This is a genomic window from Methanogenium cariaci JCM 10550 (assembly GCF_001315945.1).
In the GTDB taxonomy this organism is placed as follows: Archaea; Halobacteriota; Methanomicrobia; order Methanomicrobiales; family Methanomicrobiaceae; genus Methanogenium; species Methanogenium cariaci.
The window spans coordinates 1-25,962 of the sequence record NZ_BBBG01000028.1; the positions used below are offsets into that span (position 1 = coordinate 1).

Consider the following 25,962-nt stretch of genomic DNA (forward strand, 5'->3'; position numbering starts at 1 on the left):
CAAACATACGGGGGGTACCAAACAATGATGACAATTCTTCTCACCGATGACGAACCCAATCTTCTTGAATTGGGCAAGGTCTTTCTTGAGCGTACCGGCGATCTGAAGGTGATCACTGCACTGGGTGCAGAGGAGGCCATGGAGATTATCCGGACCACAAAGATAGACGGCATTATTTCAGACTACCAGATGCCGGGCATGGACGGCATTGCATTCCTGCAGAAAATACGCATTCGGTATCCGGATATGCCGTTTATGATGTACACCGGAAAGGGGCAGGAGGATGTGGTGATCTCAGCCCTGAGAAACGGGTGTGATTATTACCTGCCGAAGGGCGATGATCCGAAGGCGGAGTTTGCCGAACTGGCCCTGCAGGTCAGGCGGATGGTGAAGAACAAAAATCTGGAACATGAACTCAATGAGAGTGAAGAGCGTTACCGCCTCATCATTGAAAATTTCACCGGCATTATTCTGCAGCGTCATGCGGATAACCGCATCATCTATGCAAACGGTGCGGTGGAGAGTATCACCGGCTATCCGGCTGAGATGCTCATGTCGGGCGATTTTAGCTGGGACACCATTGTCCATCCGGATGACCTGTCGATTATCTCCCAGACTGTAGAAGATGCGCGGGCGGATCCATCGGTTGTCAGTGTGAGTGAATATCGTATCATTTCCCGGGACGGGGATGTACGCTGGGTGCAGGAGTCCTGTAATTATGTCCGCAAGAAGAGCGGGAAGATTGCCTCGGTACATGGCACGCTCTACGATATCACTGACCGGAAGCTGATGGAAGGACAGCTCATCGCCCAGCGTGATCTGGGTCTCTCCCTTGCAGCAGCCCGTTCCCTTGATGATGCAGTATCTCTCTGTCTGGATGCGGCATCGCGGGTGGCGGAGATGGGATTTGGCGCTCTCTACCTTGAGGATGCGCGTACGGAGAGTTTTACCCTTTCCTGCGCCACCGGGTTTTCTGATGCGTTTCTCACTTCTGTGCAGGAGATTGGGAAGGATACTCCTCTGGCCCGCCGTGTTGCGGCGGGGGAATATATCTATGCCCGCTATTCTGATCTCCCGGAGCTGCTGGAGTTCTCACCCGGAAAGGAGCGGATACAGGTAATACTTGTTGTCCCCATCATCTACAACAATGCCTCTATCGGGTTTATCCTGCTGGGATCGAACTATACTGAGATCATTCCGGATTCCAGTCTGATGTCACTGGAAGTCATCGCCTACCAGGTGGGTAATGTCATTGCCCGTATCTGGGTGGAAGAGACGCTGGCGCAGGCAGAGATCGGATCCGGGTTTTTCGAACCATCCTCTGATTCGTAGCCGGAACCGGGATGACACCGGGATCTGATATGCCCGGTATTCAGATATTTTTTAAAAAAGGTTAGTCGGAGAGATCCCGGAACTGAGGCATCAGTCCGCGGACTTCACGGCCGACGGATTCTATCAGGTGTTCTTCTCCCTGTCGTTTCAGTGAGGTGAAGACCGGCCGGTTGACCTGATTTTCAAGCATCCATTCACGGGTGAACTCACCGTTCTGGATTTCAGTGAGTATCTCTTCCATTGCGGCATATGCCTCCGGGCCGATGACCCGCGGGCCACGGGTAAGGTCGCCAAATTCCGCGGTGTTTGATATGGAGTCACGCATCTTGGTAAAACCGCCCTCATAGATGAGATCAATGATAAGTTTACACTCGTGCAGCACCTCAAGGTATGCCATCTCGGGTGCATATCCTCTGTCCACAAGGGTCTCGAATCCTGCCTGAATCAGTGAGGTCATACCACCACAGAGCACTGCCTGTTCTCCAAAGAGATCGGTCTCGGTCTCTTCCCGGAATGTCGTCTCAAGCACCACTGCCCGTGTGGCACCGATTCCTTTTGCATAGGCAAGGGCAATCTTTCGGGCGTTGTTGGTTGCATCCTGATGGACGGCAATGAGTGCGGGCACGCCGCCGCCCTCAGTGAAGACTCTCCGGACCATATGGCCCGGTCCTTTCGGAGCGACCATAATGACATCGACTGTTGGTGGCGGGACGATCTGCCGTAGTGGATGTTGAAACCGTGAGAGAACATGACGCAGTCCCCTTCTTTGAGATTCGGCATGATCTGGGCGCGGTAGACATCTCCCTGAAGTTCATCCGGAAGGAGAATCATCACGACATCTGCCATACCTGCTGCGGTTGCCACATCGAAGACCTCAAAGCCGTCTTCTGATGCTTTTTCCCAACTATTTCCGGGGCGCAGGCCAATGATGACATCGAGCCTGAGTCGCGCAGGTTGAGTGCCTGACCCTGTCCCTGAGAACCATACCCGATGACAGCGATCCGGGAATTCCCCCCCAAATCTCTGAGGTTTGCATCGGATTCGTAGTATTTCTGTATCATTTTCTCATCCCTAATGGTTGCTGGTTTCCTTCATAACTATTATAGCATAGGATAAAAAACCTAACATCAGGAATAATATATATGCAGAATTCGTACCTGAAATCTGCTTTTTTATTTGAGGTTAACATGGAACTGCCCGATACACAATCAACCCAGCCTGAAGTCAGAATTAATCTCACCCGGGTCGGGGGGGTCAAAAATGTCAAGAAGCTTGTTGAAGTCGCACGTCCGGGAAAGCGCCCGGTGATCTTTATCTCAACATTCAATGTCTATGTGGATCTCCCCCCCAGCAGCCTGAAAGGTGCCAATCTCTCTCGTAACTTTGAGGTGATTGATGAGGTGCTTCAGCAGGCTATTGAGGGTGAAGTAAATGGTATTGAAGAAGTCTGCAATGCTGTTGCCCGTAAATTGCTTGACCATCACGAGTATGCAGACCGTACCGAAGTGAAGATGAAGAGTCTGTACATGGTAAAACGTGAAACACCCGTCTCCAAGACAGAGTGCCACGAGGTCGTTGAGGTACATGCCAGTGCGGTCGCTGACAGAAACAATGGTACACCACTTGTCCGGAAGATGATCGGTGCGGAAGTGACTGGTATCACTGCCTGTCCCTGTGCCCAGAACATTATGAAGGAACTTGCCTCGGCAAAACTGCGCAACCTTGAGATCAGTGAGGAAAAAATCCAGGAGTTCCTGAACGAGATTCCGATGGCCACTCATAACCAGCGTGGCAAAGGGTTCCTCTTAATTGAGACCGATGACGATCAGCGTGTTGAACTTGAGACCATCATAGACATCCTGAAAGACTCCATGAGTGCCCGGATCTTTGAGCTCCTCAAACGTGGTGATGAGAGCCATGTGGTCTTCTCGGCACACAGCAATGCCCGGTTTGTGGAAGACTGTGTCCGTGAAATGGCCAAACATGTGGTTGCCAAATTCTCGTACCTGCCGGGTGATTCAGTCATCACTATCAAGCAGACAAATGAGGAAAGCATCCATCAGCATGATGCCTATGCAGAGCGCAAGGCAACCATTGCTGAGCTGAAAGCTGAAATCAAGGCAAATTAATTCATACACCATCTTTTTTTGTAAAAATATCGTTGTTTTATGGAACAGGTGTCCTGAATGGGGGGGCGTAGTTTCCCTGACACATACTACATTATCAACATAATCCCGTTACCGGCTCCGTGTACTTAACGAAACTTATTTTTAACCGTCCATTCACATATCACATACGTACTTCTTAGCGGGTACGTGTGTTGCAACTCACGGTATGTGATTTTTTTCATACTTGTGTGTTAGAATAGCCAGAAGAACAGAATTTAATAATTAGGCGATAATTTATGTCGAAAGTTGTAGAGATTTCCCCAACCACAAGACATGAGGGTCACACCAAGCTTACTATGCAGGTTGACGACAACGGTGTCGTTACCCGTGGTGACTGGCTCAGTCTTACACCTGTACGGGGGGGTATTGAGAAACTCGCCGTTGGAAAGAGCATGCACCAGGCACCGAAGATTTCCTCCCGTGTCTGTGGTATCTGTCCGATTGCCCACACTCTTGCCGGTACTGAAGCAATGGAAGCCTCGATTGGCTGTATCATTCCCGATGATGCATACCTCCTGAGAGTCATCCTTCAGTGTGCAAACCGTCTGCACAGCCATGCATTACACAACATCCTGTCACTGCCTGACATGTACATCCCGGGAACGGACACCCATATCAACCCGTTCACTCCCGAGGAACCTGTCCGCAGCGTTGCACTCAGGATCCAGAAACTCCGTGAAGTCGGTCAGACTGTCGGTGAGATTGTCGGTGGAGAACCTATTCACCCGTCCAACCCCCCCCGTGTCGGTGGTATGTACAAGAACATCTCCCCCCCGCGTGCACAGATCAAGATTTATGACCTCGCAAAAGAGGCACTTCCTCTTGCACAAGACCACATGGATTTCATGATCTCCGTCTTCAAGGACTGGGATGCACGGCCCATGGCATCGGTTGCCGGTGGCAAGGAAGTTGAGAAGACCGAGAAGTTCGGTTTCCACGACCAGGGCTACATGGCCTCAGATACACTCTATGGTTCTTCATCACTTGATCTGGACCAGAAGTGGTATCCTGAGCGCTGGACAGAGGTCCGCCCATGGGACTGGTACCAGGGTGAACTCGAAGTATCCCTCGAAGACCCTGACTACCCAGTTGGCGGAACCACCCCCCCTGTCGGCACCAAGGTATGGCCTGCAATGGAAGCATGCACCGGTGTGCCGCTCTATGATGGAGCACCTATCGAGACAGGTCCCCGTGCACGTCTTGCAATGTTCCGGAACTATGACCGCAAGGGTGCAATGGGTCTGCAGATTGCACGGCAGATGGAATATATGGACTGCCTGTACAGCATGATCGAGGCTGTTGAAGCTCTTGACACCAATGGAAAGGTCGTTGCAGATGAGATCCCACAGGGTGACGGTTCACTTGGCTGGGCAGCAAACGAAGCACCACGCGGAACCGATGTGCACCTGACCAAGGTTCTGAACGGCAAAGTTGAGTGGTACTCGCTCCTTGTCCCGACCACATGGAACTTCCCGACTGTCAGCCGGGCACTCGAAGGTGCACCATGGCAGCTCACTGAAGTCATCATGCGTGCCTACGACCCATGTGTGTCCTGCGCAACCCACATGATGGTGGTCGACGACTCAAAGAAGGTAGTGGCCCAGAAACTGTTCCAGTGAGATAGTCAGATGCTAGACTGGTACGCGAGACAGATGATTGTGGGTGTCGGCAATCCGCTCTATACAGATGACGGATTCGGACCTGCAGTGGTCTCAGAACTCAAGAAGCTGTCCCTTCCGGATGACCTGAAAGTACTTGACGTGGGCCTTGCGGGGCCGCATTTCCTCTTCACTCTGATCGCAGAGGCTGAACAGCCGGTCGAGAGGATGGTCATTGTTGACGTCCTCGATTTCGGCGGCAGCCCCCCCGGTCAGATGACGAAGGTGTCTCCTGACTTCCTTGCGAATGAAAAGACGGGCAGGTATCTTGACCCGCATTCGTGGGGGGGAGGGTTTAAAGACCCGCTGACTGAACTCTCGAAACGGACCGAAGTGATAATCCTTGGGTGCCAGCCTGAGAGCATCGCGATATCCGATATTGATAATGAATCTGAGGATGTCGACTACTGGCTCACGGAACAAGTTACAATGGCCATTCCGAAGGCAGTGCAGATGGCACTTGCTGAAGTAGGGGTGGAATATGGGACTACTATCAAATCTGAAGAAGATCCTCACAGGGAAGAAGCCGGAAGAACCTAAGACGGCGCCAGAACCTGTCACGGTTCCGGAAACGGCTACGGCACCTGAATCTGCCGCAGCTCCAGAACCGGTGACTGTTCCAAAGGCCCGGCCTGAGGCAAAACCAGTGGTGAAACCCCCCGTGATGTGAAGGTTGAAAAAAAGCCCGAAATACAAGAGATGGAGGAAAAGCCTGTGGCTGAAAAAATTACGATTGGACACGTACACATGTCCGGATGTACCGGATGTCTCGTGTCTCTCGCAGACAACTACGAAGGTCTGTTTACGTTGCTTGACAACTATGCAGACCTCAACTACTGTCTGACTCTCGCCGATGTGCGTGACATCCCAAAGATGGATGTGGCACTTGTCGAGGGTTCAGTCTGTATAAACGATCCACACTCTGTGGAGGATATCAAAAAAGCACGCAAGAATGCAACCATTGTTGTTGCACTCGGTGCCTGTGCAGCATACGGGAACATTACCCGGTTCGCCCGAGGCGGACAGTGGAACCAGCCCCCCCAGCACGAGAACTACGTTCCGATCGGCGACCTGATCAACGTAGATGTCTACCTGCCGGCATGCCCACCGTCACCTGAGTCGATCCGTAATGTTGCTGTGATGGCATATCTGCTCCTCAGAGGAACTGACGAACAGAAGGAACTTGCAGCAGCATACCTCAAGCCCCCTCATGGACCTCGCACAGCGCGGCACAGAGGCATGTGGATGCGACCTGATTTATGACGTCATCAACCAGGGTCTCTGCATGGGATGCGGCACCTGTGTTGCAACCTGTCCGGTTCGTGCAATCTCAATGGAATACGGCAAGCCGAATATTGACCGTGACCTGTGTATCAAATGTGGAGCATGCTACGCACAATGTCCGCGCAGCTTCTTCAACTTTGATGTGATGAACCAGTTTGAGGCAATCGGCGAAGCTATTGATGCTGCGATGCTCAAAGGAGATGAGTAAAATGGTTCTCGGAAATTACAAGAACTGTGTATCAGCACGTGCAGCTGACCCGGCAATTCTTTCCGCCTCTCAGGATGGAGGAATTGTCACCCAGCTCTTTGCATTTGCACTTGAAGAAGGCATCATTGACGGTGCTGTTGTTGCAGGACCGGGTGATGAGCCATACAAGCCGGAGCCCGTTGTTGCAACCACCGTTGCAGAACTGATGGAAGCACGCGGTACCCGCTACACCATCTGCCCGAATGTCTCGATGATCAAAGAGGCAACCCGTTCATACGGTCTTGACAAGGTCGGAGTCGTCGGCACACCGTGCCAGATTCAGGCTGTCAGGAAGGCCCAGCTCTACCCGATGGGTATGCGGTCTGTCGGCGACAAGATTGCGCTTGCAATCGGTATCTTTTGTATGGAGAACTTCCCATACCAGGGTCTTGAGACCATGGTGGAAGACCTCTGTAATGTGAAGATGGAGAGCGCTGTTAAGATGGACATCGGCAAGGGTAAATTCTCGGTCTACACCGCACGCGGTGCAGTCTCACAGATCCCGCTCAAGATGACCCACAAGTTTGAGCAGCCCGGCTGCCACGTCTGTCTGGACTACGTCGCAAACCTCGCTGACGTCTCAACCGGCTCTGTCGGAAGCCCCGACGGCTGGTCAACAGTCTTCACCCGTACAAAGAAAGGTGAGACCATCTGGGGGGGTAAGGCCATCGAAGCAGGATACTTCGAGACCAAGCCTATTGCAGATGTCAAGCCAGGTCTGGACCTTGTGACCAAACTTGCAACCGATAAGATCACAAAGAACCAGAAGACTCTTGATGAGCGTGCAAGCTTTGGTGTTGACAAAGGCCTGCGCAATCCATACATCTAAATCCCTTTTTTTGTTCCATCTGTTTCCCTGAAGGAAAAATGCCTGAGTATCCATCCCTGCAAAGACGTTTTGATCCGCAGGTGATGAGTATGCCAAATACGAGGAATCCCTGAAAAAATCCCGCCGTTCCATACCGGTCGACTCGTTTCCGGGATCGGTTCTATCACTGACGGAGCAAAAGAGGCGGTCTTCTTCGGTGATCTCTGAGAGGGTTACCAAAAAAGAATTTATTTCCAGACTTCAACCGGATCCATCTGGGCGTTAATAACCATGTCGAAGGCGATCTTGTCCGGCCATCCGGCACGCCGGAACATATCCATGAAGCAGATGCCCACGATTTTTGTGTCATATCCGGCAATAGTATCCTGCATCATCTCAGCTGTTATCGGTTCATTCGGCATGGCAAGACCACCCATCACAACAACAACTTTCGGGTCAAAGGTCTCCGGGGGGGTATGGGAGGTGACCTGCATGCCCACATGAGCAACCGGTTTGAGGACTTTCGCCGATGATTCGTCCAGCCGGGGTACAAAAATAAATTCAAACGGCAGGTCACGGACCGCATACGTGAGCAGTTCAATAAATGGTGTGCATGTTCCGGGGGGGCAGCCATAAAACGCTACCTGATCGGTATCCATAATGCCGGATTCGACCATGAATTTCTTGAACGGACGAAGCATTCCTGCAAGGCCTGATCCTGATTCCTGTAATTCCATGTTTTTCTCTTGCGTGCGGATGAGAAAAACCTTGCTTCTCAGTCCGGACACAGAACCATCTGTCGTAGCATTGTGTATCTGCTCTTATGTGATGGATAACTTCTCTGGTTATGTTCATATCAGAATATTTTGGCATATTCCATCCCGGTTCCTTATGGTCAGGTGGATTGATGGAAGGAACCGGTTATCTGGCGCATATAATAGTCCCTTTTGAGGAAAATGCGCTCTATGCTCTTTTATTGTAAATTCCAAAAATTTCCGCCGATTTTGCGGATCGATTAGTATATTGTCATACTCATGGATCATTGATGTCCAATAAAAATGCACAGATACACTAAAGAAATAAAATTATTTCCCATTTACTGTCATAAATATAATCAAAATCCCTATTTTATATATTGTAATTGCTGATGAAAGTCAGGCATGTTAACTTATTTAATTGAACTATTTTGTTTATCTTAATACATCTGAGAAATTTTTATTGAATATTTTCGATGAGTGAATTATGAATGCCAATGGACGATACTTAAGGATAAACGCCTTTTTGCTCATAGTATCAGTTGCAATACTCTGTGGGTTGATCCCGCCTGCAGCCGCTGCTGATACACTGGGTGATGCACTTGAATCGCCTGGTTTAATCTGGGCAACCGGTGGCGATGAAGAATGGAGTATAGATGTAGAAAACGCCATTACAGGATCAAGCTGTGCCAAAACAGGGCAGCCGATTTATTACAGCGATGGGTCATGGATTGAGACGACCATTACCGGACCGGGTACGCTGACCTTCTCCTGGAAGGTCTCATCGTACATCGACAATAGTGATGATCTCACCGCTCTCGAAAACATCGATGACGGATATTATGACCTGTATTCCAATCCTCTGATCTTTTCTCTTGACAGCACGAGCCAAGAGCTATTGCCGGAACGGATGTCTCCTGGACGGAAGAATCCTATGAGATTGGTGAGGGTGAACATACCGTACGCTGGACATTCTATGATGGTGGTATTGATACTGCCGGCGAGGAATGCGGCTGGCTTGACAATGTCGCATTCAATACCGGCAGTGAGCCAAAACCGGAAACCATCGGTGAGGCGCTTGATGCACCTGAACTGACCTGGAAGACACCCGCCGGAGAGGTGGACTGGTCTGTTGTAACGAAAACCGGTGCCTCAGGCAGCAGCTGTGCACAGAGCGGTGACATTCTTGATTATCAGATGACAGGAATCGAGACGACTGTCACCGGACCCGGAACCCTCACGTTCTCCTGGAATGTGTCATGTTGTGATTATAACGGCCTCTACTTCTCTGACAACGGTGATGACAAGGCGGACATCTGTGGCACCGATCAGGTCTGGGCTGATGTATCCTATCATGTTGACTCGGGTGACCACACACTCCGCTGGTATTACATGAGAATGGACGGGGATTATCCTGAAGGGGGAAAACTGCGGATGGCTGGACAATGTCGTATTTTCCCAGGAGGAAGCAGTCGATTTTTCTGCAGATCCGGTATGCGGCAATGCTCCGCTGACGGTCATGTTCGCCGATCTCTCAACGAATAGTCCTGACTCATATGACTGGGACTTCGGAGACGGCGAGAGATCTCCCGAGCAGAGCCCTTCCCACATCTATCAGGAAGCGGGTCTGTATCCTGTCTCCCTCACCGTTCAGAGAAACGGAATTCCGCAGACGGAAACCAAGACCGGATATATTCATGTGCTGGATGCAGTCTCACTTGGCGATGCTGTTGATGCACCTGAACTTGCATGGACGACAGGTGGAAATAAAGAGTGGGCCTCAGAGATTGGTGCTGACTATGTGAACAGCAGCTCTGCACGAAGCGGGGGGGGCGTTCTGTCTTCACACCAGAACTCCTGGATGCAGACCAGTGTCACCGGTCCCGGAACCCTTACATTCGACTGGGAGGCAAATCCTGGTAAAATGATGGGTATGCCATTTGGAGATCTGGTTTTCTCCATGGATAATGCCGGGCAGTATGACGACGGCTACAAAATGATCAAGTATCCCGGCTGGCATCATGAGACATACAAGATCGGGAACGGTGTGCACACCCTGAACTGGACATATTCCACCAGAACCACTGACAAGGAAGAAAACGGTGGCTGGCTGGACAATGTGTCCTTCGTATACGGTGTGGATGAACCGGTTGCAAATTTTTCCACAAATGTGACCGAGGAATGTGGATTTGCTCCTCTTGCAGTGCAGTTCACCGATACCTCCACTGAATTTCCCATTGCATGGAACTGGGACTTTGGAGACGGAGAAACATCCCCCCCGGATGAAAATCCGGTGCATACCTATACCGAACCAAAGGATTACACCATCACTCTGACCGTTGAAAACATCGAAGGAACGGGCACGGTTACAAAGACTCTCACTGTTCTTGAACCGATCTCTATCGGTGAAGCCCTTGATGCAGAAGAACTGGACTGGTCGACCGGAGGGGGGGATGCAGAATGGTATACCGACCTCTACACTTCAGTTGCGGGAGGCAGTTCCGGACACAACGGGATCATCGGTTCGAATGCAGACACCACCTGGGTTCAGGCAAATATTACCGGACCGGGTGTCCTGACCTATGACTGGAAGATCTCGTCATCCTCAACCACCTATGACGGGCAGATTGAATTCTCCGTCAACGGGGATGTTAAAAAGAGCATCAAAGGGAAGCAGAACTATGGTGACTGGACCCGCGAGTACTTTGAAATTCCAACGGGAGCACAAACACTCCGGTGGGACTACACCAATGATTATTATTTCACCCCCCCGGATCACTGCGGAAACCTCGACAATGTGACATACACATTCGGGGCAATCAATCCGACAGCGGAATTTGACGCAAACGAAGCCCGTGGCATGGCACCGGCTTCGATCACGTTCACCGACATATCTGCAGGATGTCCTACCTCATGGGCATGGGATTTCGGTGACAATACGACATCTGACAAACAGAACCCCGTGCACAATTACACCAAAGCGGGGGGGAGCTATCCGGTCACCCTGACGGTAACAAATGATGCAGGGTCTGACTCTGCCGAGCAGATCATTGAAATTGTGCCCTACACCACCATTGGTCAGGCACTTGATGCAGATGATCTGAACTGGACAACCGGTGGAGACAACGGGGGAATGGTATGTTGATATCAACAGCGCCCGTGCAGGCGGCATGTCCGCACGCAGCAGTGATGATCCCGAGCGCTACACCGGCTCATGGATTCAGACCAATGTCACCGGACCGGGTATCTTCAACTTCTCATGGATCATCGATGCAGCACCAACGTATGATACCCTCACGCTGTTTGACAACGGTGTTGAAGCGATGCAGATCTCCGGTTACCCGGAAAACTGGACTGACGTGAACTATGACCTCGCAGGCGGCAGCCATACCCTTAGATGGGCGTATGAACGGACGTCCTGGAGTAAGATCGGTGAAAACGGTGCATGGCTGGACAATGTGTCATTTGTACAGTTTGACGCGGCGGACTTTGGGGCGGATGCCACCTACGGGCCGGTGGCCCTTACGGTGAACTTCACGGATTACTCAACCGGCACGCCGACTGCTGGATGTGGGACTTTGGAGACCGGGAGACATCCACCGAACAGAATCCGACCCACACGTATACCCACTCCGGAATATACTCCGTCACCCTGACCGTGCAGAAGAACGGCGGCGAACAGACCGAGACAAAGACAGGTTATATCACGGTCACACCACCACTCGGCAAGGCCCTTGATGCACCCCTGCTGAACTGGACAACCGGTGGGGGGGATGCCGGGTGGTATGTCGTCATGAACGAAACGTTCCGGGACGGCAGCTGCGGCAGAACGGGCGATATTGATCAGTACGGCAGCACATGGGTAACCACTACTGTTCGCGGCCCTGTAAAGCTTTCCTTTGACTGGAAAGTATCGTCATACTCCGGCTATTCAATGGAGCATGCCGATGCCCTCGGATTTGCAATCGATGGGGGGGAAATGGAAGAAGAGATTGCCGGAACAAAGGATGGCTGGCAGAGAGAATCATATAAATTGTCCGAAGAGCGTGACTATGCCTGAAATGGGTCTATGAAAAGAGAGCATACAGTTCATATGGTGATAACGAGGACTGTGGCTGGCTTGATAATATCACCTTCTCGGACATCGTTCCTGAAATTTCCCTCAGCCCGGAAGTGTCCACTACGGCGACAGGTGATGAAACAAAGATCAACGTCGTACTCGGCAATGCACAGGACGGACTCAAAGAATACACCCTGAACATAAGCCTGAACGAGTCCGGCATTGCAGAGATCACAGATGTCGCATTCCCTGCCTGGACGGAATCGTCAGGCGAGGCGGTCATCGGAGCGGATGCTGTTCAGATACGTGCAGGGGATACCGGTGATCAGGTTGGTGTGGGTGCAAAGAACATTGTACTTGCAACGATTACTGTGCAGGGTTCTTCAGAAGGTATTACCGGAATCTCCGTGAGTGACTGCCGGTTTGTTTCCGATGCCGATGAGACCATTGTGCCAAATACGGTTCCGGGAACAATTGAAATCGTTCATCTCAATCCGTTCCCTGGTATGGGTTCATTCCCGGGGGGATACCGACATGAACGGTCTGTATGAAGACATCAATGGTGACGGAATGTGTGACATAAACGATGTTTCGACATATTTCAGCAATCTTGAATGGATTCCGGCACATGAAAACAGCCGCATCTTTGACTATAATAAAAACGGTCAGATAGAGTTCGACGACATTGTGATGCTCTCACTGCAGAGTGGCTCTGAGGACTAAATAGGGAGAATACATGAATTTACTACACCATCTAAAAGCAACAGGCGCACTTTTATGCGCCTGTTTACTTGCGGGTTTCATTGTTCAGGGTGCTTTTGCCCTTGAAATAGAGGAAGCTCCCCCCCTGAATCCGGAATTTGTGGATTATATCAATCATCTTGACAGCGTGGATGAAAACCAGATGTTCACCCTGAATGCAGATTCCGTACCCGGTGCAAAAAACTATCCAATGGGACTTGTCCCCCCCTCACCGGTAAGCGTAAACTGGTCCGGAGCAGGAGCAGTGAATGCGGATTCTGTGATTGGTTCAGAACTCTGTGACCTTGAAGCGGTGTTTGATCTCCGCACCGAAGGCAGAGTCAGCCCGGTTCATGATCAGGGAAATCTCGGTTCATGCTGGGCCTTTGCATCCTACGGTGCGCTTGAATCAAATCTTCTTCCTGCCGGGGGGGTGTACGACTTCAGAAAATAATCTGAAAAACACCCACGGATATGACTGGACGCATGAAGAGGGAGGAAACTCGTACATGTCATCCGCGTATCTCACCCGGTGGAGCGGCCCGGTGAATGAGGATGATGACCCTATAGCGAGGTTTCGGATGTTTCCCCCTGAAGACCTGAAGACACGGGTTCATGTTCAGAATGTGATGTTTTTTGAGCCGTTCAAGGGTCCGGATGACACCGCCGAAATAAAACAGGCAATCAAAGAGAACGGTGCTGTGTACCACTCCCTGTACTGGGGCAACGATTTTTATGATGAAGAGCATTTCAGCTACTATGACCCCCCCTATCTCATCGGAGCCGGCCATGCCATTGTCCTTGTAGGATGGGATGATACATACAGCAAAGAGAACTTTACCTACAAGCCCCCCCTGCTGACGGCGCATTTATCGCACGCAACAGCTGGGGGGGAGAAGACTGGGGGGGTGAGGACGGATATTTCTATATCTCATACTACAATAAGGGAAGAACAACCACCCAGTTTATCGGAGAACCGACAACAAACTACGGCAGTATATACCAGTACGATACCCTCGGATGGACCAAGGATATCGGCATCGACACGACAACCGTATACACTGCCAACATCTTTACCGCTGAGAATGATGATCTGCTCGGTGCGGTCGGTTTTTACACCACGCAGCCGAATGAGGACTACGATGTCTCGGTGTATCTCAGTCCCGGAGAGGAAAATGTCACTGCAGGCTCTCCTGCCCTGACCCTGTCGGGCCATATGGAAACTCCCGGCTATCACACACTTCCTGTTGAAGATGAGGTGTTACTCACAAAGGGAGAGGATTTCTCTGTTGTTGTCAGACTCACAGATTCGTGGTATAAATATCCGATTGCAGTGGAGGCCCCGATACGCAGTTATTCCAGCAAGGCAACCGCACATGCGGGTGAAAGTTTCATCAGTGCCGATGGAGTGAAATGGCAGGATATTACCAAAAAATACCCGAACACGAATGTGTGTATAAAGGCGTACGCCAAATACCCGTCCATATCGTTTAACTGCGATAATGTGTCGGTTAAGGCCGGTTCGCCCTCGAATATCACCGTTATGATGGGACGTGCGCCACAGGGAATTGCCGGATATCAGATGCAGGTTTCTCTCTCCAATCCGGATGTGGCGGAAATTACGGGGGGGGTGTCCTTCCCCGACTGGGCCACACTCAATGAGATTTCTGAAGAACAGGCAGGCACGGTCACAATGAAGGCCGTGGATCTTGGAACAGCGATTCAGAAAAATGCAAAAGAGATTGTTATTGGTAGCGTGACCATCACCGGAACAAATGAGGGTTCAACCGGTATCACGGTAACCATGCCGATGATGACCGCTGATGGCGGTGACGCGATCGTTCCGTGCGATCTTACAACGGATATTTCTGTGCACGAAGATGTTATGCCTCCGACACCAACCCCCCCGGTGGCAGGCGGCGGCAGCGGTAGTAGCGGCCACGGTTCACACAGTGATGTCGGTGCGGCTCATGATGTCAGTGCAGGTGAATCCAAATCGTTTGCAATGAAAGAATCCTCATTCTCACAGGTCAGCATCTCTGCAAAGACCAATATCAAAGAGATGATGATCGTCGTCTCGGATGTGGGGGACTCTGCCGGAGGATATCGATGCGCCAACAGGTCCGGTATACCGCTATGTGGAGGCAGAGCTTCTGCATACCAACGATGATTCCATCGAATCCGGTGAGATTGAGTTCATGGTGCCTGAAACCTGGCTTGAAGAGCATGCATTCACTCCGGAAGAGATTGTTCTTCAGAGATATCACAATGGCACGTGGCAGAATCTTTCGACCGAATTCAACAACCGGGAAAACGGAAAGGTATACTTTACCGCAACAACGGACGGGTTCTCATATTTCGCCATCGCGGCCAGTGCCGTGTCTGACATGGCAACAGAGACTCCGGTTGCAACCCCCTGATGCAGTGCCGACAGGAGATGGAAGCGCTACCCCTTCTTCACCGGAAACGGATACCCCCCCAACACCTGCTGAAACACCGCAGTCACCCATACCTGTATGGATTCCCATTGCAGCGGCAGGTGCGGCATTGCTCCTGAGAAGAAAATAATCCCTTTTTTATTACCGGGAATATCCGGGTATTAGATCCCGGATTTTTGGCTGGATATGTTCTGTAATACGATATGCTATATGGACAGCATACGCATCATCTGGTAAGGGAATAGAGGGTGAGAGGAGGTAAACAAAAGTGCTGTCGCTAAAAAACCCGATTGATGATAACGGGTTTACCGGGCTTGAGGGTGCGATTATTCTGATCGCTTTTGTGATCATCGCCTCGGTCTTTTCCTTCATCGTTCTGGGTAGCGGATTTTTTGCAACAGGCAAAGCGGAGGATGTCATCTATACCGGCGTAGACCAGTCAGTTTCATCGCTGATGCTCATCGGTGATGTGTATGGCTACAAAGCATCCGACAGGAATGCCGTAGACATGCTGCGTTTTACGGTTTCCCCGTCTGTCGGAGGGGGGGGAAACCAATGGATCTCAGCGGTTGCAGCCTGACCTATGCGACATCTGAACGTATTCTTACTCTCCAACCCAATGACACCCTGATATCGACGACTCCGCCTCTTCCCGGCAGATGGACAATATCGGATATCACCTCTGACGGGGGGGATTCCCCGGTCATTCGGTTTAATGAACGGGCAACGATCATGGTTCGTATCCCGGAATCGTATCTAGCACTGCCGGGGGAGCGCATTACAGTCACGCTCATACCCCCCCGGTCGGTACCGCTGTCACGGTCAGCCGGACCGTCCCGGGTAAGATACATGATGTTACGATTCTGGTATAATCATCAGGAGGCAGAAATTTACAATACTACTTATCATTCCCAGTTTTTTCCGAAGACTGGTTCTTCATCGAACTGGCTGATGCGTTTGGCATCTGCGGAGTAGGGGGGGACAGTATCAGCGTTGCGGATTGCCTCTTCCAGACGTTCTGTGGCACTCCGGCCTCACGTCTGGACCCGACCCCCCCCGAACCCGCATTTTGACGCTCAGTGTGACCATATATCCGTCTTTCATATATATGCCCTGTTTTGTATCATCCTGTAGTCTGTCCGGGCAATAAAGATATCGGACCGATTTTCCGCCGGGTAATTTTCCGCCGTGAATATTCTCCGATTGTAAAAATATCCTTTTTCCCGGAGTTTTGTATATCTGCCCGAACCCGATACTCCTGCTGGGATTTTTGCCCTGCCGCACGTGAATAACCCCCCCGGAGGGGGTTGGTTTATCAACAGGGATGAAGTATACACCAGGCAATGAATTCCGGGAGAAAGAGGAGAGACTGGTTTGTCATCGGCGTATCGTCTGTTCTGGTTCTTTTGATCGTTGTGCTGTTCCGGGCACTGCTCGACCCACTCATTATTGCAGGAGCACTTGCAACGGTCCTGATACCCTATCATAATGTCCTGAAAATGCATTTGCGTGCGCCCTTCTCATCCATTATTATCACAACAGGGGTGCTCATCTTTCTTGTTGTGATGCTGATGGTGTCTCTGGCTGTTATCTTTGCAAACGGGGGGGCATATATTCAGGAGGTCTTTAACAGTATCTTTGGCTGGCTTTCCATAGAAGGGGGGGGATTTTTGGCATGGCTCTCGATCCGATTGTCTTTGACCTGCAGGGGATTGTCAACGGCATCCTCGCTGCCGTGCAGGGTTCTATCGGGGAAATACTTGGTGCAACCGCCTATTATTCAATCATTTTCATGATTCTCTTTCTGTTCCTGTATCTCTTTATTCTCTACGGGGGGGAACAGATGTTTCATCAGGTCTGGTCTGTGGTGCCCGCTGAATCAAAGCCAAAACTTTCCATTCTTAATGTGCTTCTCTCGGATTCTCTTTATTCTCTTATTATCGTGCACGTGGGAATCGCCCTGCTCGTCTTTGTCGTTGCTCTGCCGTTCTTTACCCTCCTCGGGTACGGCCATGTGCTCTTCTGGTCGATTGTCTGTGCGATATTTGCCCTGATCCCCCCCGTCTTCGGCCCGGTCATTATCATTGCGCTTCTTGCCGTCTATGCCCTCTCTCTTGGGGATTACTATGCACTGGTGCTGATACTGGTGATCGGCTGGCCTCTCCTGTGTGCCATTCCGGACTGGTATCTGCGTCCGGTTCTGATGGGGGGGAAACGTTCAAAAATGAATGCTGTCCTGATATTTATCGCCCTTTTCGGTGGAATTGCCATTATGGGAGTGCTGGGTTTTTTGTATGGGCCACTGGCACTTGCCATCCTGACCGCAGTATACCGGATTTTATTTCATGAATTTGGAGGGGGGGACGATCAGCCGGTTCCCTCAGAATCTCCCTGAATGTACGATCCAATTTTCGGATGACGGGTGCGAAGAGTCACTCGGTATCGTTGACCATGGAAACGTATCCCTGCCATGATAAAAAAAGAATTTCCGGAGTGAAATCGGGGAAGCACTAGTCACGGGCATTTCCATCCCGTGAAACCCTTGCTGTCTCCTGATACCTCTGATATATACCGGTTTATCACCGGTATCTAGTCATGCCAGTGCGAGTCGCCGGTGGTGGAGATGTCCTTTTTCCAGATTGGCACATATCGTTTTATTTCCTCGATGATATAGCGGCACCCGGCAAAGCCTTCCTCCCGGTGGGCGGCACCTGCGATGATGACAAGAATGGTCTCCCCCATCTGCAGGAGGCCGTCCCGGTGAATGATATCAACCGAGAGGAGTCCGTGTTTTTCCGTCGCTTCTGCTGCAATTGTCCTGAGATCCGCGATTGCTGTCGTTCGGTCGGCCTCAAATTCGATTGCCTCAATACCATCGTCACGCACGGTGCCGACAAAGACCACCTGAGCACCCATGCGGTTGTCACGTGACTGCTGTATGAGTGCTCCGATATCAATATCTTCTTTCTGTATGGTAATCATGGAATTCATCCTCCTGATACCGGTGGATAGACCACCAGTGCATCGTTGTCTGCAAGAGAGGTCTCTTCAATCTCTTCGGCAGAAAGCCGTCTCCCGTTAAGGATCACGGTAATATGCGGGTGAAATGTGCCGTCTGCGGCAAACAGGGTATCTTTGCATCCTTTTTCTTCACAAAGGGCAGAGAGCACGGTTTTCGGTGTCGCAGCACTGGTTGTTTCAATCGTCTGCTCTTCCCCCCCGAATATCTCGCGGAAGCGGGCAAAACTGCGTAGGGTTATTCTCATTATATCTTTCTCCGGGTGAATGTCTGTCCGGTCTGTTACCTGCATTCTCTGCTCTGTATATCTGATCCATCCCTGATATGCATACCCAAAGCAGGAGAGACAGACCGGGGTTTAGATAAAACAGTCCTCACTGCCACGGTAGGCATTCAGCATCTCACGCCGGGCACTCTTCCCGAGGGATGCGGTTACCTGTTCCAGAAAGACGGCGAAGTAGTCGGGCGGAAGGCAGCAGAGGCTCTCTTCACCGGTGGTGATGAGTGTCGTAAGATATTCCAGCTCGTCTGCTGTCAGGTGGGTGATTCGTTCCCTGAAGTCATCTGCATTCGCCGCATAATGATTTGCCACCGGCGGCAGGACCGAACGGTAGGGGACGTTCGACCCTGAACAGATCATGTTCTCGCATTCCGGTGCACATTTCTTCAGGATATCCTGATCTTTCTTTGAGAGTATGCGTGCCATGTATACGTCCTCTGCCGGTATTTACGGTCGGGTGTCTGTTGTGCGGGTGAACGCTTCCGGGTAGTAGACGGTACCCTGTACGTCACGCAGGGCATTTGTTTCGAGGCTGAGGACCATGAAATATCCCTCGGGCACCTCCCATGGTGGTTCTATTTCATGCGTTTTTGCTGATTCAAACCGGAACCTGCGGTAATATCCGGGTTCCCCCCCAAGTACAACGACGATCTTCGCTCCCTTCTGGTGGGAACGGTGAATGCCCTCTTCAATAAGGGTGGTACCGATTCCCTGATTCCGGAATTGCGAGAGGACTGCCACTGGTGCAAGGGCAAGGGCGGGTCTCTCGTCGCCGTCTGCTGCACGGATAACCACGGGTGAGAAGAGGACATAACCGACGATGGTTCCGTCTTCAACACAGACAAGTGAAAGTTCAGGATCATAGGCACCGGAATTACGGATCATAGATACCAGTTCTGCCTCGTCTTTCCGGCTGAATGCATCGGTGAGCACCGCGGCGATACCTGCAGCGTCATCCGGTTCTTCTGATCTGATGGTCCATGGCATGGTAATCATAGGTATGGCGCTGCCCGCTAAAAAACCTGCACGTTCCCGTTCGCGGCAGATGCACGATATAGGTTGTCGCAGGTATGTGTCACGGGTGCGTTCGGACTCCGATGACGGATTCATCACTGGCTTTCCGTCTCGGGTGCAGGAGATACGAAAAAAAGTATGATTATTTCTGGGTCATCAGACCGGTTATGGTAACAACGATACCCCCCCATGCAATCAGGAAGATGCCCAGGACGTAGATGACGGTGGCCGTTCCCATCAGCGGATACATCATCACATAGAATCCCAGGATGATCGCGATGATACCCGCGATGACAAGGAGCACCTTGTACCAGGTGCTGTCTTTTCCGGTAAATGCCTGAAAGATATTGGTAAACCCGGTCAAAAATGCCCAGAAGGCAATCAGGTAGGTCATGAGGAACCAGGCACTGAGGATACTGGTGAATACCAGCAGACCGAGGATAATGGCAAGCACTCCCAGAATTATGAGTGCGACCGAGCGTCCTGTGCCGCCTTCGTGCGGTTTTACCGCCTGCACGACGGTCATAATTCCCCCCCAGACCACCACCATCGCACCGACGAAGTAGCCTAAAAAGAGCGTCACATATCCCGCATGATGACACAGCATATGCCAAAAATAAATGCAATGATTCCCAGGAGAACAAAAGTCCACCACGACGGGGTGAAACCCATCATCTCTCCGGTTTCATTTTCAATGATATCTGTCATAGTTTTTCACTAACGCAATGGTATGTGAATGTGGTATTTAATATAACCGAAGATCGGGATGACTTTCCCGATTGACGGATGCATTGATCTCTCCTCATATCGGTATCCGGGGGATGCCTGTGGGTGGTGTCTGATGTGTGGGGGGGATGATCTGCGAAACGAAATACTGTTGTTCCGGACCGTGGTGCCAACATGCGGGGGGGCATTCTTTCAGGCGGGTCCGGGGGGGACACCCGACGAACTCCGGGTGTCCGTGATCTTGCTATATATATTTTGATCATAGCATTTCGTATTACAATGAGTAAATCTTTTATTAAACCGAAATCCACCCATTACTACTACATGAAATTCAGGGGCATCATCTCAATCATTTTCTTTACCGTACTCATCACCTGTGCCGGGAATGCTGCTGCTGCCGGTGCTGCTGAGTCCGGTGTGTTGTTCAGTCTGGAGCCGGTCACCGGAGTGGAGGATGAATACCTTCTCTCCTGTGACGGTGCGGATGGCGGGCCTGCGGGGGTCTTCGGAGTCTTTCCCGGCCCTGTCAGTATTGTCAGCACTACGCTTCCCGAGAGTCACTACCGGGTGAACGGCACCACCCTTGCCTGTGCACTCATTGATGAGGGGAGCTGTTCCCTGCAGATCAGATGCACAGACCTTCGGGCAGGGACGCTCTCTCTTTCGTGGGAGACATTCACGGATGATCTTTCCGGAGAGACAGAGATATCCGTCTCGGATTCTGGCGTGGTGTCGGTTCTTAGTCCCGGTGAAACCGGCACAGGGAATGCCGAAAATCCGTCATCAACACCAATGCAGCAGAGTCCCTTTGCCTGCACGGCATTCACGGTGACGGCGTCACTTGCCATTGCCGGAGTGTATGCCAACAGGAGAGGGGGGGGTGATTCGCAATGAAAACACCGAAAATATATCCACATGCGTTGTTCGTGCTTTTCCTTCTCGGAATGGTTGCAGCAGGACCGGTATCCGCTACAGACACCGGTGCCCTGCCACTGGATACGAACGGGGGGGATGCCCTCATCAGCACCGATGAACTGGCCGCGTCTGTCCTCACGTATATGGAGCGGACCTATGCCGCAGCGCTGATGCAGATCAGTACACGGACCTTCGCGATGGTGCCTATGTCTATACCTACTGGAATCAGACCGCAAAGACGGTTCAGGACTCCTCCGGGCAGGTAGTTACCCTGACGCGGCCCATACGTCGTGCCGTTGTAATGAACGGAGAGGCCGCCGAGACGATGCGCTCACTTGGCTATGACAGCACCGCCGTCGTCGGCATCGGAAAATATATTCTGGATGACCCCCCCGTCTTCTTCCCGGAGTATGCCGGGATGCCGAATGTCGGCAGTGTCTGGTCACCGGATTACGAGCAGATCATCTCTCTCTCCCCCCCTGACGCAGTGTTCATCTATGCGGATTTCATGGACAGCAAGGGGGACGAAATTCAGCAGACGATTCAGTCGATGAACCCCCCCGCAGTGCATGTGCTGCGCTATGACCTCTTTGAACCTGAGACCTACGCAAAAGAAGTAGGGCTGCTTGCAGCAGCAATTGACCGGGAAGATGAGGGGGGGCCCGCTTTGCCGCCTTCTACACCCAACAGATGGATACGGTCACCGACAGGGTTGCAGCAATACCTGAGGGTGAGCGGGTGCCGGTATACTTTGAAAGCTCGGATGATTTCAAGAGCTGTGCGGAAGGTTCCGGTTATCATGATAAGATCATCATTGCAGGAGGGCAGAATATTTTCGGGAACGCCACGCCGTCGTATCCGGTGGTCAACCCTGAGTCGGTGCTCTTCGGCAACCCCCCCGCTGTTGTCGTCAAACTGCAGGGGAATGGCAAGCTTGACTTCGGCGGGTATGAGGATGATGATACTTCAAAGACCGCTGAAGTGTATAACAGCCTCCTCCGGAGGCCCGGCTGGCAGACCCTTCAGGCGGTCAAAGACGGGCGTGTCCATATCATCGACACCGATGTCTTTGGGGGGCCGAAACATTTCATCGGTATCCTCTACCTTGCCACCTGGTTCTATCCGGATCTGTTTGCGGATGTGAACCCTGAGGAGATCCATCAGGAATATCTCACCACCTATCAGCACAGCATGTACGATGTCACTTCGCACGGGGGGGTCTTTGTCTACCCTGCTGCACAGAGTCTGGACGGATGAATGGCGTTAACGATTGAAGACTTTACCCGTGAATCTGCCCGTATCAGAACAAAACGTATCTCGTTTTTTGGTGGCAGTGGGCCTGCTCATCGTGCTTGCGATGGTGGGTATCACGCTCGGGTCGGGAAACCTCTCGGTCATGGACTCCTACCATGCTCTCTGGGAGGGACTCCTGACGAGGTTGTCCGCACTCATTTCATGGATTTCCACCGGCAGCTGGGCAGAGACTGCACCTGACACTCCGGAGATTGTCGTCTGGGATATCCGGCTCCACCGGGTCCTCTTTGCCCTTGTCGCCGGATTCGGGCTCGCCATTGCAGGAACGATCATGCAGGGGGGGATCCTGAGAAATCCCCTGGCAAGTCCCTTTACACTGGCATATCGTCCGCCGCGTCATGCGGTGCATCGGTTGCGATCATTCTCTTTGCGGGCGTTACCCTGGTGAGCGGGAACCTGCTTGTGGTGCTGATGGCGTTTGCCTTTGCGATGGCCGCATCGTTCCTTATTTACAGTATGGCACGGCACAAAGGTCTGAGTTCCTCCTCCCTTATTCTCGCAGGTATCGCCATTATGTACCTCTTCTCGGCCATCACCTCTCTGATCCAGTACTTCGGGTCATCGGACCAGGCCGCAGCGGTGGTCTACTGGATGTTCGGCTCCCTTGAAGGCACCACCTGGACGAAACTTTTGATTGTCACCGCGGTCATTGCGATTCTGACCCCCCCCTATGTCGTCATGCGGGCCTGGGATCTGAATGCACTCGCCGAGGGTGATGAGATTGCAAAGAGCATCGGGGGGGTGCCGGTTGAGCGTACGATGACCATCTTCATGATGATCTCGTCTGTCATCACCGCGGCGATCATCGCCTTCACCGGCACCATCGGGTTTATCGGGCTTGTGGCCCCGCATATCACCCGCATGGCAATCGGCAATGATCACCGGTGGCTGGTGCCCGCCTCCGGTCTTGTCGGCGCTGCGATTCTCCTCGGCGCTGACAACCTCTGCCGGACTCTCATATACCCGTCGGTGATTCCGGTGGGGGGGATTATGACGGCGTTTTTGGGGGTACCGTTCTTCCTGTATTTATTCCTTAAACGGGGGGGGATACCGGATGGTAGTGATATCGGTCAAAGATCTCTCCTACACCTACCGCAAAAAACCGGTATTCTCCGGCATCTCCTTTGAGGCAAAGGAAGGTGAGGTGCTGGGTCTGGTGGGCCCGAACGGTTCCGGGAAGACCACAATGATCAAATGTATTGACGGTATTCTGAATCCTCAGGGTGAGGTCCGGGTCTTTGGCGATCCGATCGCATCACTGAACCGGATGGAGATTGCCCGAAAGATTGCCTATGTGCCCCAGTCCTTTCCGGAAGGTCTCTCATCAGCGGTCTTTGAAACAATTCTGATGGGCAGGCGGCCCTACCTGAACTGGAAGACCGGGCCTGAGGATGAGGAGAAGGTCTATCATGCGATGAAGATGCTGGGGGGGTTGAGGAATTTGCCTTCCGGAAGATAAAAGAGCTCTCCGGGGGGGGAACGCCAGCGGGTGATGATTGCGCGTGCGATTGTCCAGGAGACTCCGGTCATCCTGATGGACGAACCCACGAGCAGTCTTGATGTCCGGCACCAGATGGAGGTGATGGAGGTGGCACGGAACCTTGCGTAGAGAAGAATATCACGGTTCTGATCTCCCTGCATGACCTCAACCTCGCGGCACGCTACTGTGACCGGATTGTCATGTTTAAAGAGGGTGCCCTGTATGGATTCGGTACTCCGGATGAGGTGCTCAGGGAGGAGGTCATCAAAGAGGTGTATGGCATCGAGACCCGCATCTTCCATGACGGGGACTGCCCCCCCTATATCATCCCATTGCGGCCGGTCTCACACGATTGCACGGAAGAGTGACACGTCCTCTGACGGGCCGGAACGTTCCTCTCTTTTTGTAATCTGGATATTTTCATTACGGGGGAGTTATCCTCTTCGGGAATCTGAATGTTCTTTATTGATAGGGATATCCGGAATGGTCTGACGGAATTGAGAAAAAAAGATGAAAGTTATTCAAGGATCAGCTGGCAGTCCTGCATGGCAGAGACCCAGTATCCCCCCCTGCCGGGAATAAAGTCGGTCACTGAATCATATCTTCCCTCTGACGGGTTATATGTGTAATATGCGTTCCCCCAGCGCGCCTGTGGGGGGGTTGGTGCATGCCTGGCTGCATGCGATGGTGTGGGAGAGTGATCCCACCATATTCCAGCCGGATGCGGCGGGCGTGGCATACCATTGCTGGTTCTGTCCGGTTACCCCCGATGGAGCACGTGCTTCCTGCGGCAACCCAGTATGCCGTCCCGGTGCCGGTGGTAAGCGACTCCCTGTTCACCGGATCATATCTTCCTGTTTCCGTATTATAGGAATAGATGTCTGTCACCTCCGGGGGGGAAGAGTGATATTGCCCGATTCACCGGGGGGGAACGAGACCATATTCCATCCCGGACTGAGGGGGGGGATGTCAAGGCTGACCGGAGTGTGGTGCTCGGTCACAAGGATCGTACACGCCGCTTCGAAATACTCGCTCTCGCTGCGGAATGCCGCAGTGTTTCCGGAGGCCTGGGTAAACCGGGACACCTGCCGGTCATCGATGCCAATCTGTGTGGTGCCTGCATAGGACCAGACATTCTCCCAGACTTCGTTGTTGAATATCAGGGTGCCCTCCGGTCCGTTTGCACCCGGCGCGAAGGTGATGAGCCGGGCTGATGCAACGGATGCTGTGTCCATGTCGCCCAGCGGTGCGTATGCGGTGGCTTCTTCCGGTGTGGTGCTCTTTGACGCATCACCATAGAGGAGGTCAAATCCCTCGTTTATGAAGATGCTCCGAACCGGCTCTGCAGCATCCTCGTAGACCGCGACCAGTGTCATGCCCCCCCTCATCGATACCTCGGTGGATGCCTCTGCCTTGGTAAGGACAGCAGTATTTCCGTCCGGGCTGAAGAGGCTGGTGACATTGTAGACCAGCATCCCGTATGGGTAAGATGTGCCGTAGCTTTTCTGGTCTGCGTAGTGTGCAGCGTAGGCCGTTTCATTACCGTTGAATGTGAGGGTGACTGTATCCGGCATCACTGCATTCTTGTCCCAGGTATAGGGAACGTAGAGGCGCACGTCACGAAGAGTTGCGTTCGCGGGCACCGCCATCTCTTCTGCGGTCCATCCGGCGGTAATCTCCGTCCAGTGGGTGGTGCCGCCGACATAAGCGGAGTCTCCGACAG

34 protein-coding genes and 3 pseudogenes are annotated in these 25,962 nt (G+C 52.1%); 28 read left to right on the forward strand and 9 right to left on the reverse strand.

Annotation, left to right across the window (positions count from 1 at the left end):
• The coding region (locus JCM10550_RS15260) for a PAS domain S-box protein (protein WP_218185262.1) at nt 1-1,332 on the forward strand (1,332 nt) is incomplete at its 5' end.
• 61 nt (nt 1,333-1,393) lie between these two features.
• Here JCM10550_RS15260 and ilvC read toward each other — a convergent pair.
• A pseudogene (gene ilvC / locus JCM10550_RS15265) lies at nt 1,394-2,393 on the reverse strand (ketol-acid reductoisomerase).
• Nucleotides 2,394-2,519: 126 nt separating this feature from the next.
• Between ilvC and mptA the strand changes: the two are divergent.
• The 6 genes from mptA (at nt 2,520) to frhB (ending at nt 7,518) form a co-directional block, all read left to right on the forward strand.
• Entirely contained in the window at nt 2,520-3,461 is a 942-nt protein-coding gene (mptA, locus tag JCM10550_RS15270; protein WP_062400426.1) for a GTP cyclohydrolase MptA, read from the forward strand.
• Nucleotides 3,462-3,736: 275 nt separating this feature from the next.
• A complete protein-coding gene (gene frhA / locus JCM10550_RS15275; RefSeq protein ID WP_062400372.1) occupies nt 3,737-5,119 on the forward strand; it encodes a coenzyme F420 hydrogenase subunit alpha in 1,383 nt (460 codons plus the stop codon).
• A gap of 9 nt (nt 5,120-5,128) precedes the next feature.
• The gene (locus tag JCM10550_RS15280; protein ID WP_062400374.1) at nt 5,129-5,698 is read left to right on the forward strand and encodes a hydrogenase maturation protease; all 570 of its coding nucleotides are present in this window, start codon (nt 5,129-5,131) and stop codon (nt 5,696-5,698) included.
• Nucleotides 5,699-5,824: 126 nt separating this feature from the next.
• Nucleotides 5,825-6,421, forward strand: coding sequence for a hypothetical protein (locus tag JCM10550_RS15285; RefSeq protein ID WP_245619367.1), 597 nt, complete (start codon nt 5,825-5,827; stop codon nt 6,419-6,421).
• The gene (locus JCM10550_RS25425; protein ID WP_281175440.1) at nt 6,369-6,650 is read left to right on the forward strand and encodes a 4Fe-4S dicluster domain-containing protein; all 282 of its coding nucleotides are present in this window, start codon (nt 6,369-6,371) and stop codon (nt 6,648-6,650) included. Before JCM10550_RS15285 ends, JCM10550_RS25425 begins: the two co-directional genes overlap by 53 nt.
• A gap of 1 nt (nt 6,651) precedes the next feature.
• The gene (frhB, locus tag JCM10550_RS15290) at nt 6,652-7,518 is read left to right on the forward strand and encodes a coenzyme F420 hydrogenase subunit beta (protein ID WP_062400377.1); all 867 of its coding nucleotides are present in this window, start codon (nt 6,652-6,654) and stop codon (nt 7,516-7,518) included.
• A gap of 227 nt (nt 7,519-7,745) precedes the next feature.
• On the opposite strand, the gene JCM10550_RS15295 is transcribed toward frhB, so the two are convergent.
• On the reverse strand, nt 7,746-8,234 hold the full coding sequence (locus JCM10550_RS15295; protein ID WP_062400427.1) for a DUF2124 family protein: 489 nt from the start codon (nt 8,232-8,234) through the stop codon (nt 7,746-7,748).
• A gap of 544 nt (nt 8,235-8,778) precedes the next feature.
• On the opposite strand from JCM10550_RS15295, the gene JCM10550_RS15300 reads away from it, so the two are divergent.
• The 15 genes from JCM10550_RS15300 (at nt 8,779) to JCM10550_RS15370 (ending at nt 17,886) form a co-directional block, all read left to right on the forward strand.
• The gene (locus JCM10550_RS15300; RefSeq protein WP_157200346.1) at nt 8,779-9,348 is read left to right on the forward strand and encodes a hypothetical protein; all 570 of its coding nucleotides are present in this window, start codon (nt 8,779-8,781) and stop codon (nt 9,346-9,348) included.
• A 23-nt stretch (nt 9,349-9,371) separates the two neighbouring features.
• A complete protein-coding gene (locus JCM10550_RS15305; protein WP_062400381.1) occupies nt 9,372-9,797 on the forward strand; it encodes a hypothetical protein in 426 nt (141 codons plus the stop codon).
• A complete protein-coding gene (locus tag JCM10550_RS23785) occupies nt 9,772-11,397 on the forward strand; it encodes a PKD domain-containing protein (RefSeq protein ID WP_062400383.1) in 1,626 nt (541 codons plus the stop codon). The genes JCM10550_RS15305 and JCM10550_RS23785 overlap by 26 nt, the downstream gene beginning before the upstream one ends.
• Complete coding sequence (locus JCM10550_RS23790; RefSeq protein WP_062400385.1) at nt 11,369-11,908, forward strand: hypothetical protein; 540 nt, start codon at nt 11,369-11,371, stop codon at nt 11,906-11,908. Before JCM10550_RS23785 ends, JCM10550_RS23790 begins: the two co-directional genes overlap by 29 nt.
• Nucleotides 11,821-12,312 (forward strand): PKD domain-containing protein, encoded by a 492-nt coding sequence (locus JCM10550_RS23795; protein ID WP_083475564.1) that lies wholly within the window; start codon nt 11,821-11,823, stop codon nt 12,310-12,312. The genes JCM10550_RS23790 and JCM10550_RS23795 overlap by 88 nt, the downstream gene beginning before the upstream one ends.
• Before the next feature lie 113 nt (nt 12,313-12,425).
• A complete protein-coding gene (locus JCM10550_RS15325) occupies nt 12,426-12,863 on the forward strand; it encodes a hypothetical protein (protein WP_062400389.1) in 438 nt (145 codons plus the stop codon).
• Nucleotides 12,847-13,035, forward strand: coding sequence for a hypothetical protein (locus JCM10550_RS15330; protein ID WP_062400391.1), 189 nt, complete (start codon nt 12,847-12,849; stop codon nt 13,033-13,035). Before JCM10550_RS15325 ends, JCM10550_RS15330 begins: the two co-directional genes overlap by 17 nt.
• Before the next feature lie 13 nt (nt 13,036-13,048).
• Complete coding sequence (locus JCM10550_RS15335) at nt 13,049-13,507, forward strand: C1 family peptidase (RefSeq protein WP_062400393.1); 459 nt, start codon at nt 13,049-13,051, stop codon at nt 13,505-13,507.
• A 585-nt stretch (nt 13,508-14,092) separates the two neighbouring features.
• The gene (locus JCM10550_RS15345; RefSeq protein WP_245619372.1) at nt 14,093-15,223 is read left to right on the forward strand and encodes a lectin like domain-containing protein; all 1,131 of its coding nucleotides are present in this window, start codon (nt 14,093-14,095) and stop codon (nt 15,221-15,223) included.
• Nucleotides 15,192-15,473: a PGF-pre-PGF domain-containing protein gene (locus tag JCM10550_RS15350; RefSeq protein WP_062400399.1), complete on the forward strand. Its 282-nt coding sequence runs from the start codon at nt 15,192-15,194 to the stop codon at nt 15,471-15,473. The genes JCM10550_RS15345 and JCM10550_RS15350 overlap by 32 nt, the downstream gene beginning before the upstream one ends.
• A gap of 4 nt (nt 15,474-15,477) precedes the next feature.
• Nucleotides 15,478-15,621 (forward strand): hypothetical protein, encoded by a 144-nt coding sequence (locus JCM10550_RS19265; RefSeq protein WP_157200348.1) that lies wholly within the window; start codon nt 15,478-15,480, stop codon nt 15,619-15,621.
• Between the two features lie 138 nt (nt 15,622-15,759).
• Nucleotides 15,760-16,071 (forward strand): archaellin/type IV pilin N-terminal domain-containing protein, encoded by a 312-nt coding sequence (locus JCM10550_RS15355; protein WP_062400401.1) that lies wholly within the window; start codon nt 15,760-15,762, stop codon nt 16,069-16,071.
• The gene (locus JCM10550_RS19270) at nt 16,047-16,466 is read left to right on the forward strand and encodes a hypothetical protein (protein WP_157200349.1); all 420 of its coding nucleotides are present in this window, start codon (nt 16,047-16,049) and stop codon (nt 16,464-16,466) included. Before JCM10550_RS15355 ends, JCM10550_RS19270 begins: the two co-directional genes overlap by 25 nt.
• 368 nt (nt 16,467-16,834) lie before the next feature.
• Nucleotides 16,835-17,287, forward strand: coding sequence for a hypothetical protein (locus tag JCM10550_RS23800; RefSeq protein WP_245619369.1), 453 nt, complete (start codon nt 16,835-16,837; stop codon nt 17,285-17,287).
• Complete coding sequence (locus tag JCM10550_RS15370) at nt 17,227-17,886, forward strand: AI-2E family transporter (protein ID WP_245619374.1); 660 nt, start codon at nt 17,227-17,229, stop codon at nt 17,884-17,886. The genes JCM10550_RS23800 and JCM10550_RS15370 overlap by 61 nt, the downstream gene beginning before the upstream one ends.
• 194 nt (nt 17,887-18,080) lie before the next feature.
• On the opposite strand, the gene JCM10550_RS15375 is transcribed toward JCM10550_RS15370, so the two are convergent.
• The 5 genes from JCM10550_RS15375 to JCM10550_RS15395 form a co-directional block, all read right to left on the reverse strand.
• A complete protein-coding gene (locus JCM10550_RS15375; RefSeq protein WP_062400430.1) occupies nt 18,081-18,473 on the reverse strand; it encodes a molybdenum cofactor biosynthesis protein MoaE in 393 nt (130 codons plus the stop codon).
• 5 nt (nt 18,474-18,478) lie between these two features.
• Complete coding sequence (locus JCM10550_RS15380) at nt 18,479-18,757, reverse strand: ubiquitin-like small modifier protein 1 (RefSeq protein ID WP_172673936.1); 279 nt, start codon at nt 18,755-18,757, stop codon at nt 18,479-18,481.
• A gap of 111 nt (nt 18,758-18,868) precedes the next feature.
• The gene (locus JCM10550_RS15385) at nt 18,869-19,216 is read right to left on the reverse strand and encodes a hypothetical protein (RefSeq protein ID WP_062400411.1); all 348 of its coding nucleotides are present in this window, start codon (nt 19,214-19,216) and stop codon (nt 18,869-18,871) included.
• 21 nt (nt 19,217-19,237) lie between these two features.
• Nucleotides 19,238-19,900, reverse strand: coding sequence for a GNAT family N-acetyltransferase (locus JCM10550_RS15390; RefSeq protein ID WP_218185263.1), 663 nt, complete (start codon nt 19,898-19,900; stop codon nt 19,238-19,240).
• A 46-nt stretch (nt 19,901-19,946) separates the two neighbouring features.
• Entirely contained in the window at nt 19,947-20,411 is a 465-nt protein-coding gene (locus JCM10550_RS15395) for a DUF308 domain-containing protein (protein WP_083475566.1), read from the reverse strand.
• Nucleotides 20,412-20,809: 398 nt separating this feature from the next.
• Here JCM10550_RS15395 and JCM10550_RS15405 point away from each other — a divergent pair, with 398 nt between their 5' ends.
• From JCM10550_RS15405 to JCM10550_RS23805, 6 genes and pseudogenes are all read left to right on the forward strand, one after another.
• Entirely contained in the window at nt 20,810-21,424 is a 615-nt protein-coding gene (locus tag JCM10550_RS15405) for a hypothetical protein (RefSeq protein WP_172673937.1), read from the forward strand.
• Nucleotides 21,421-21,711 (forward strand): hypothetical protein, encoded by a 291-nt coding sequence (locus JCM10550_RS19275; protein ID WP_062400419.1) that lies wholly within the window; start codon nt 21,421-21,423, stop codon nt 21,709-21,711. The genes JCM10550_RS15405 and JCM10550_RS19275 overlap by 4 nt, the downstream gene beginning before the upstream one ends.
• 424 nt (nt 21,712-22,135) lie before the next feature.
• A complete protein-coding gene (locus JCM10550_RS19280; RefSeq protein ID WP_062400421.1) occupies nt 22,136-22,702 on the forward strand; it encodes an ABC transporter substrate-binding protein in 567 nt (188 codons plus the stop codon).
• A 139-nt stretch (nt 22,703-22,841) separates the two neighbouring features.
• A pseudogene (locus JCM10550_RS15420) lies at nt 22,842-23,887 on the forward strand (iron ABC transporter permease).
• Nucleotides 23,814-24,368: pseudogene (locus JCM10550_RS15425) on the forward strand (ABC transporter ATP-binding protein). Before JCM10550_RS15420 ends, JCM10550_RS15425 begins: the two co-directional pseudogenes overlap by 74 nt.
• Nucleotides 24,369-24,439: 71 nt before the next feature.
• Nucleotides 24,440-24,607 carry a hypothetical protein gene (locus JCM10550_RS23805; protein WP_245619371.1) on the forward strand — a complete coding sequence of 56 codons (168 nt, stop codon included), beginning with the start codon at nt 24,440-24,442 and terminating at the stop codon, nt 24,605-24,607.
• A 249-nt stretch (nt 24,608-24,856) separates the two neighbouring features.
• Here JCM10550_RS23805 and JCM10550_RS19285 read toward each other — a convergent pair whose 3' ends face one another.
• Both JCM10550_RS19285 and JCM10550_RS15435 read right to left on the reverse strand, forming a co-directional pair.
• Nucleotides 24,857-25,033, reverse strand: coding sequence for a hypothetical protein (locus JCM10550_RS19285; protein ID WP_157200351.1), 177 nt, complete (start codon nt 25,031-25,033; stop codon nt 24,857-24,859).
• 90 nt (nt 25,034-25,123) lie between these two features.
• A partial coding sequence (locus tag JCM10550_RS15435) for a DUF3344 domain-containing protein (RefSeq protein ID WP_062400424.1) occupies nt 25,124-25,962 on the reverse strand: 839 nt, incomplete at its 5' end.

Excerpts from the sequence above, each read along its gene's own strand:
- mptA (WP_062400426.1), top strand. The coding sequence starts at position 2,520 with ATGGAACTGCCCGATACACAATCAACCCAGCCTGAAGTCAGAATTAAT.
- frhA (WP_062400372.1), top strand. The coding sequence starts at position 3,737 with ATGTCGAAAGTTGTAGAGATTTCCCCAACCACAAGACATGAGGGTCAC.
- JCM10550_RS15280 (WP_062400374.1), top strand. The coding sequence starts at position 5,129 with ATGCTAGACTGGTACGCGAGACAGATGATTGTGGGTGTCGGCAATCCG.
- JCM10550_RS25425 (WP_281175440.1), top strand. The coding sequence starts at position 6,369 with ATGGACCTCGCACAGCGCGGCACAGAGGCATGTGGATGCGACCTGATT.
- frhB (WP_062400377.1), top strand. The coding sequence starts at position 6,652 with ATGGTTCTCGGAAATTACAAGAACTGTGTATCAGCACGTGCAGCTGAC.
- JCM10550_RS15295 (WP_062400427.1), bottom strand. The coding sequence starts at position 8,234 with ATGGAATTACAGGAATCAGGATCAGGCCTTGCAGGAATGCTTCGTCCG.
- JCM10550_RS23785 (WP_062400383.1), top strand. The coding sequence starts at position 9,772 with ATGTTCGCCGATCTCTCAACGAATAGTCCTGACTCATATGACTGGGAC.
- JCM10550_RS23795 (WP_083475564.1), top strand. The coding sequence starts at position 11,821 with ATGTGGGACTTTGGAGACCGGGAGACATCCACCGAACAGAATCCGACC.
- JCM10550_RS15330 (WP_062400391.1), top strand. The coding sequence starts at position 12,847 with ATGAACGGTCTGTATGAAGACATCAATGGTGACGGAATGTGTGACATA.
- JCM10550_RS15335 (WP_062400393.1), top strand. The coding sequence starts at position 13,049 with ATGAATTTACTACACCATCTAAAAGCAACAGGCGCACTTTTATGCGCC.
- JCM10550_RS19270 (WP_157200349.1), top strand. The coding sequence starts at position 16,047 with ATGGATCTCAGCGGTTGCAGCCTGACCTATGCGACATCTGAACGTATT.
- JCM10550_RS23800 (WP_245619369.1), top strand. The coding sequence starts at position 16,835 with ATGAATTCCGGGAGAAAGAGGAGAGACTGGTTTGTCATCGGCGTATCG.
- JCM10550_RS15375 (WP_062400430.1), bottom strand. The coding sequence starts at position 18,473 with ATGATTACCATACAGAAAGAAGATATTGATATCGGAGCACTCATACAG.
- JCM10550_RS15380 (WP_172673936.1), bottom strand. The coding sequence starts at position 18,757 with ATGAGAATAACCCTACGCAGTTTTGCCCGCTTCCGCGAGATATTCGGG.
- JCM10550_RS15385 (WP_062400411.1), bottom strand. The coding sequence starts at position 19,216 with ATGGCACGCATACTCTCAAAGAAAGATCAGGATATCCTGAAGAAATGT.
- JCM10550_RS15390 (WP_218185263.1), bottom strand. The coding sequence starts at position 19,900 with ATGAATCCGTCATCGGAGTCCGAACGCACCCGTGACACATACCTGCGA.
- JCM10550_RS15395 (WP_083475566.1), bottom strand. The coding sequence starts at position 20,411 with ATGCTGTGTCATCATGCGGGATATGTGACGCTCTTTTTAGGCTACTTC.
- JCM10550_RS15405 (WP_172673937.1), top strand. The coding sequence starts at position 20,810 with ATGAGTAAATCTTTTATTAAACCGAAATCCACCCATTACTACTACATG.
- JCM10550_RS19275 (WP_062400419.1), top strand. The coding sequence starts at position 21,421 with ATGAAAACACCGAAAATATATCCACATGCGTTGTTCGTGCTTTTCCTT.
- JCM10550_RS19280 (WP_062400421.1), top strand. The coding sequence starts at position 22,136 with ATGGATACGGTCACCGACAGGGTTGCAGCAATACCTGAGGGTGAGCGG.
- JCM10550_RS23805 (WP_245619371.1), top strand. The coding sequence starts at position 24,440 with ATGTTTAAAGAGGGTGCCCTGTATGGATTCGGTACTCCGGATGAGGTG.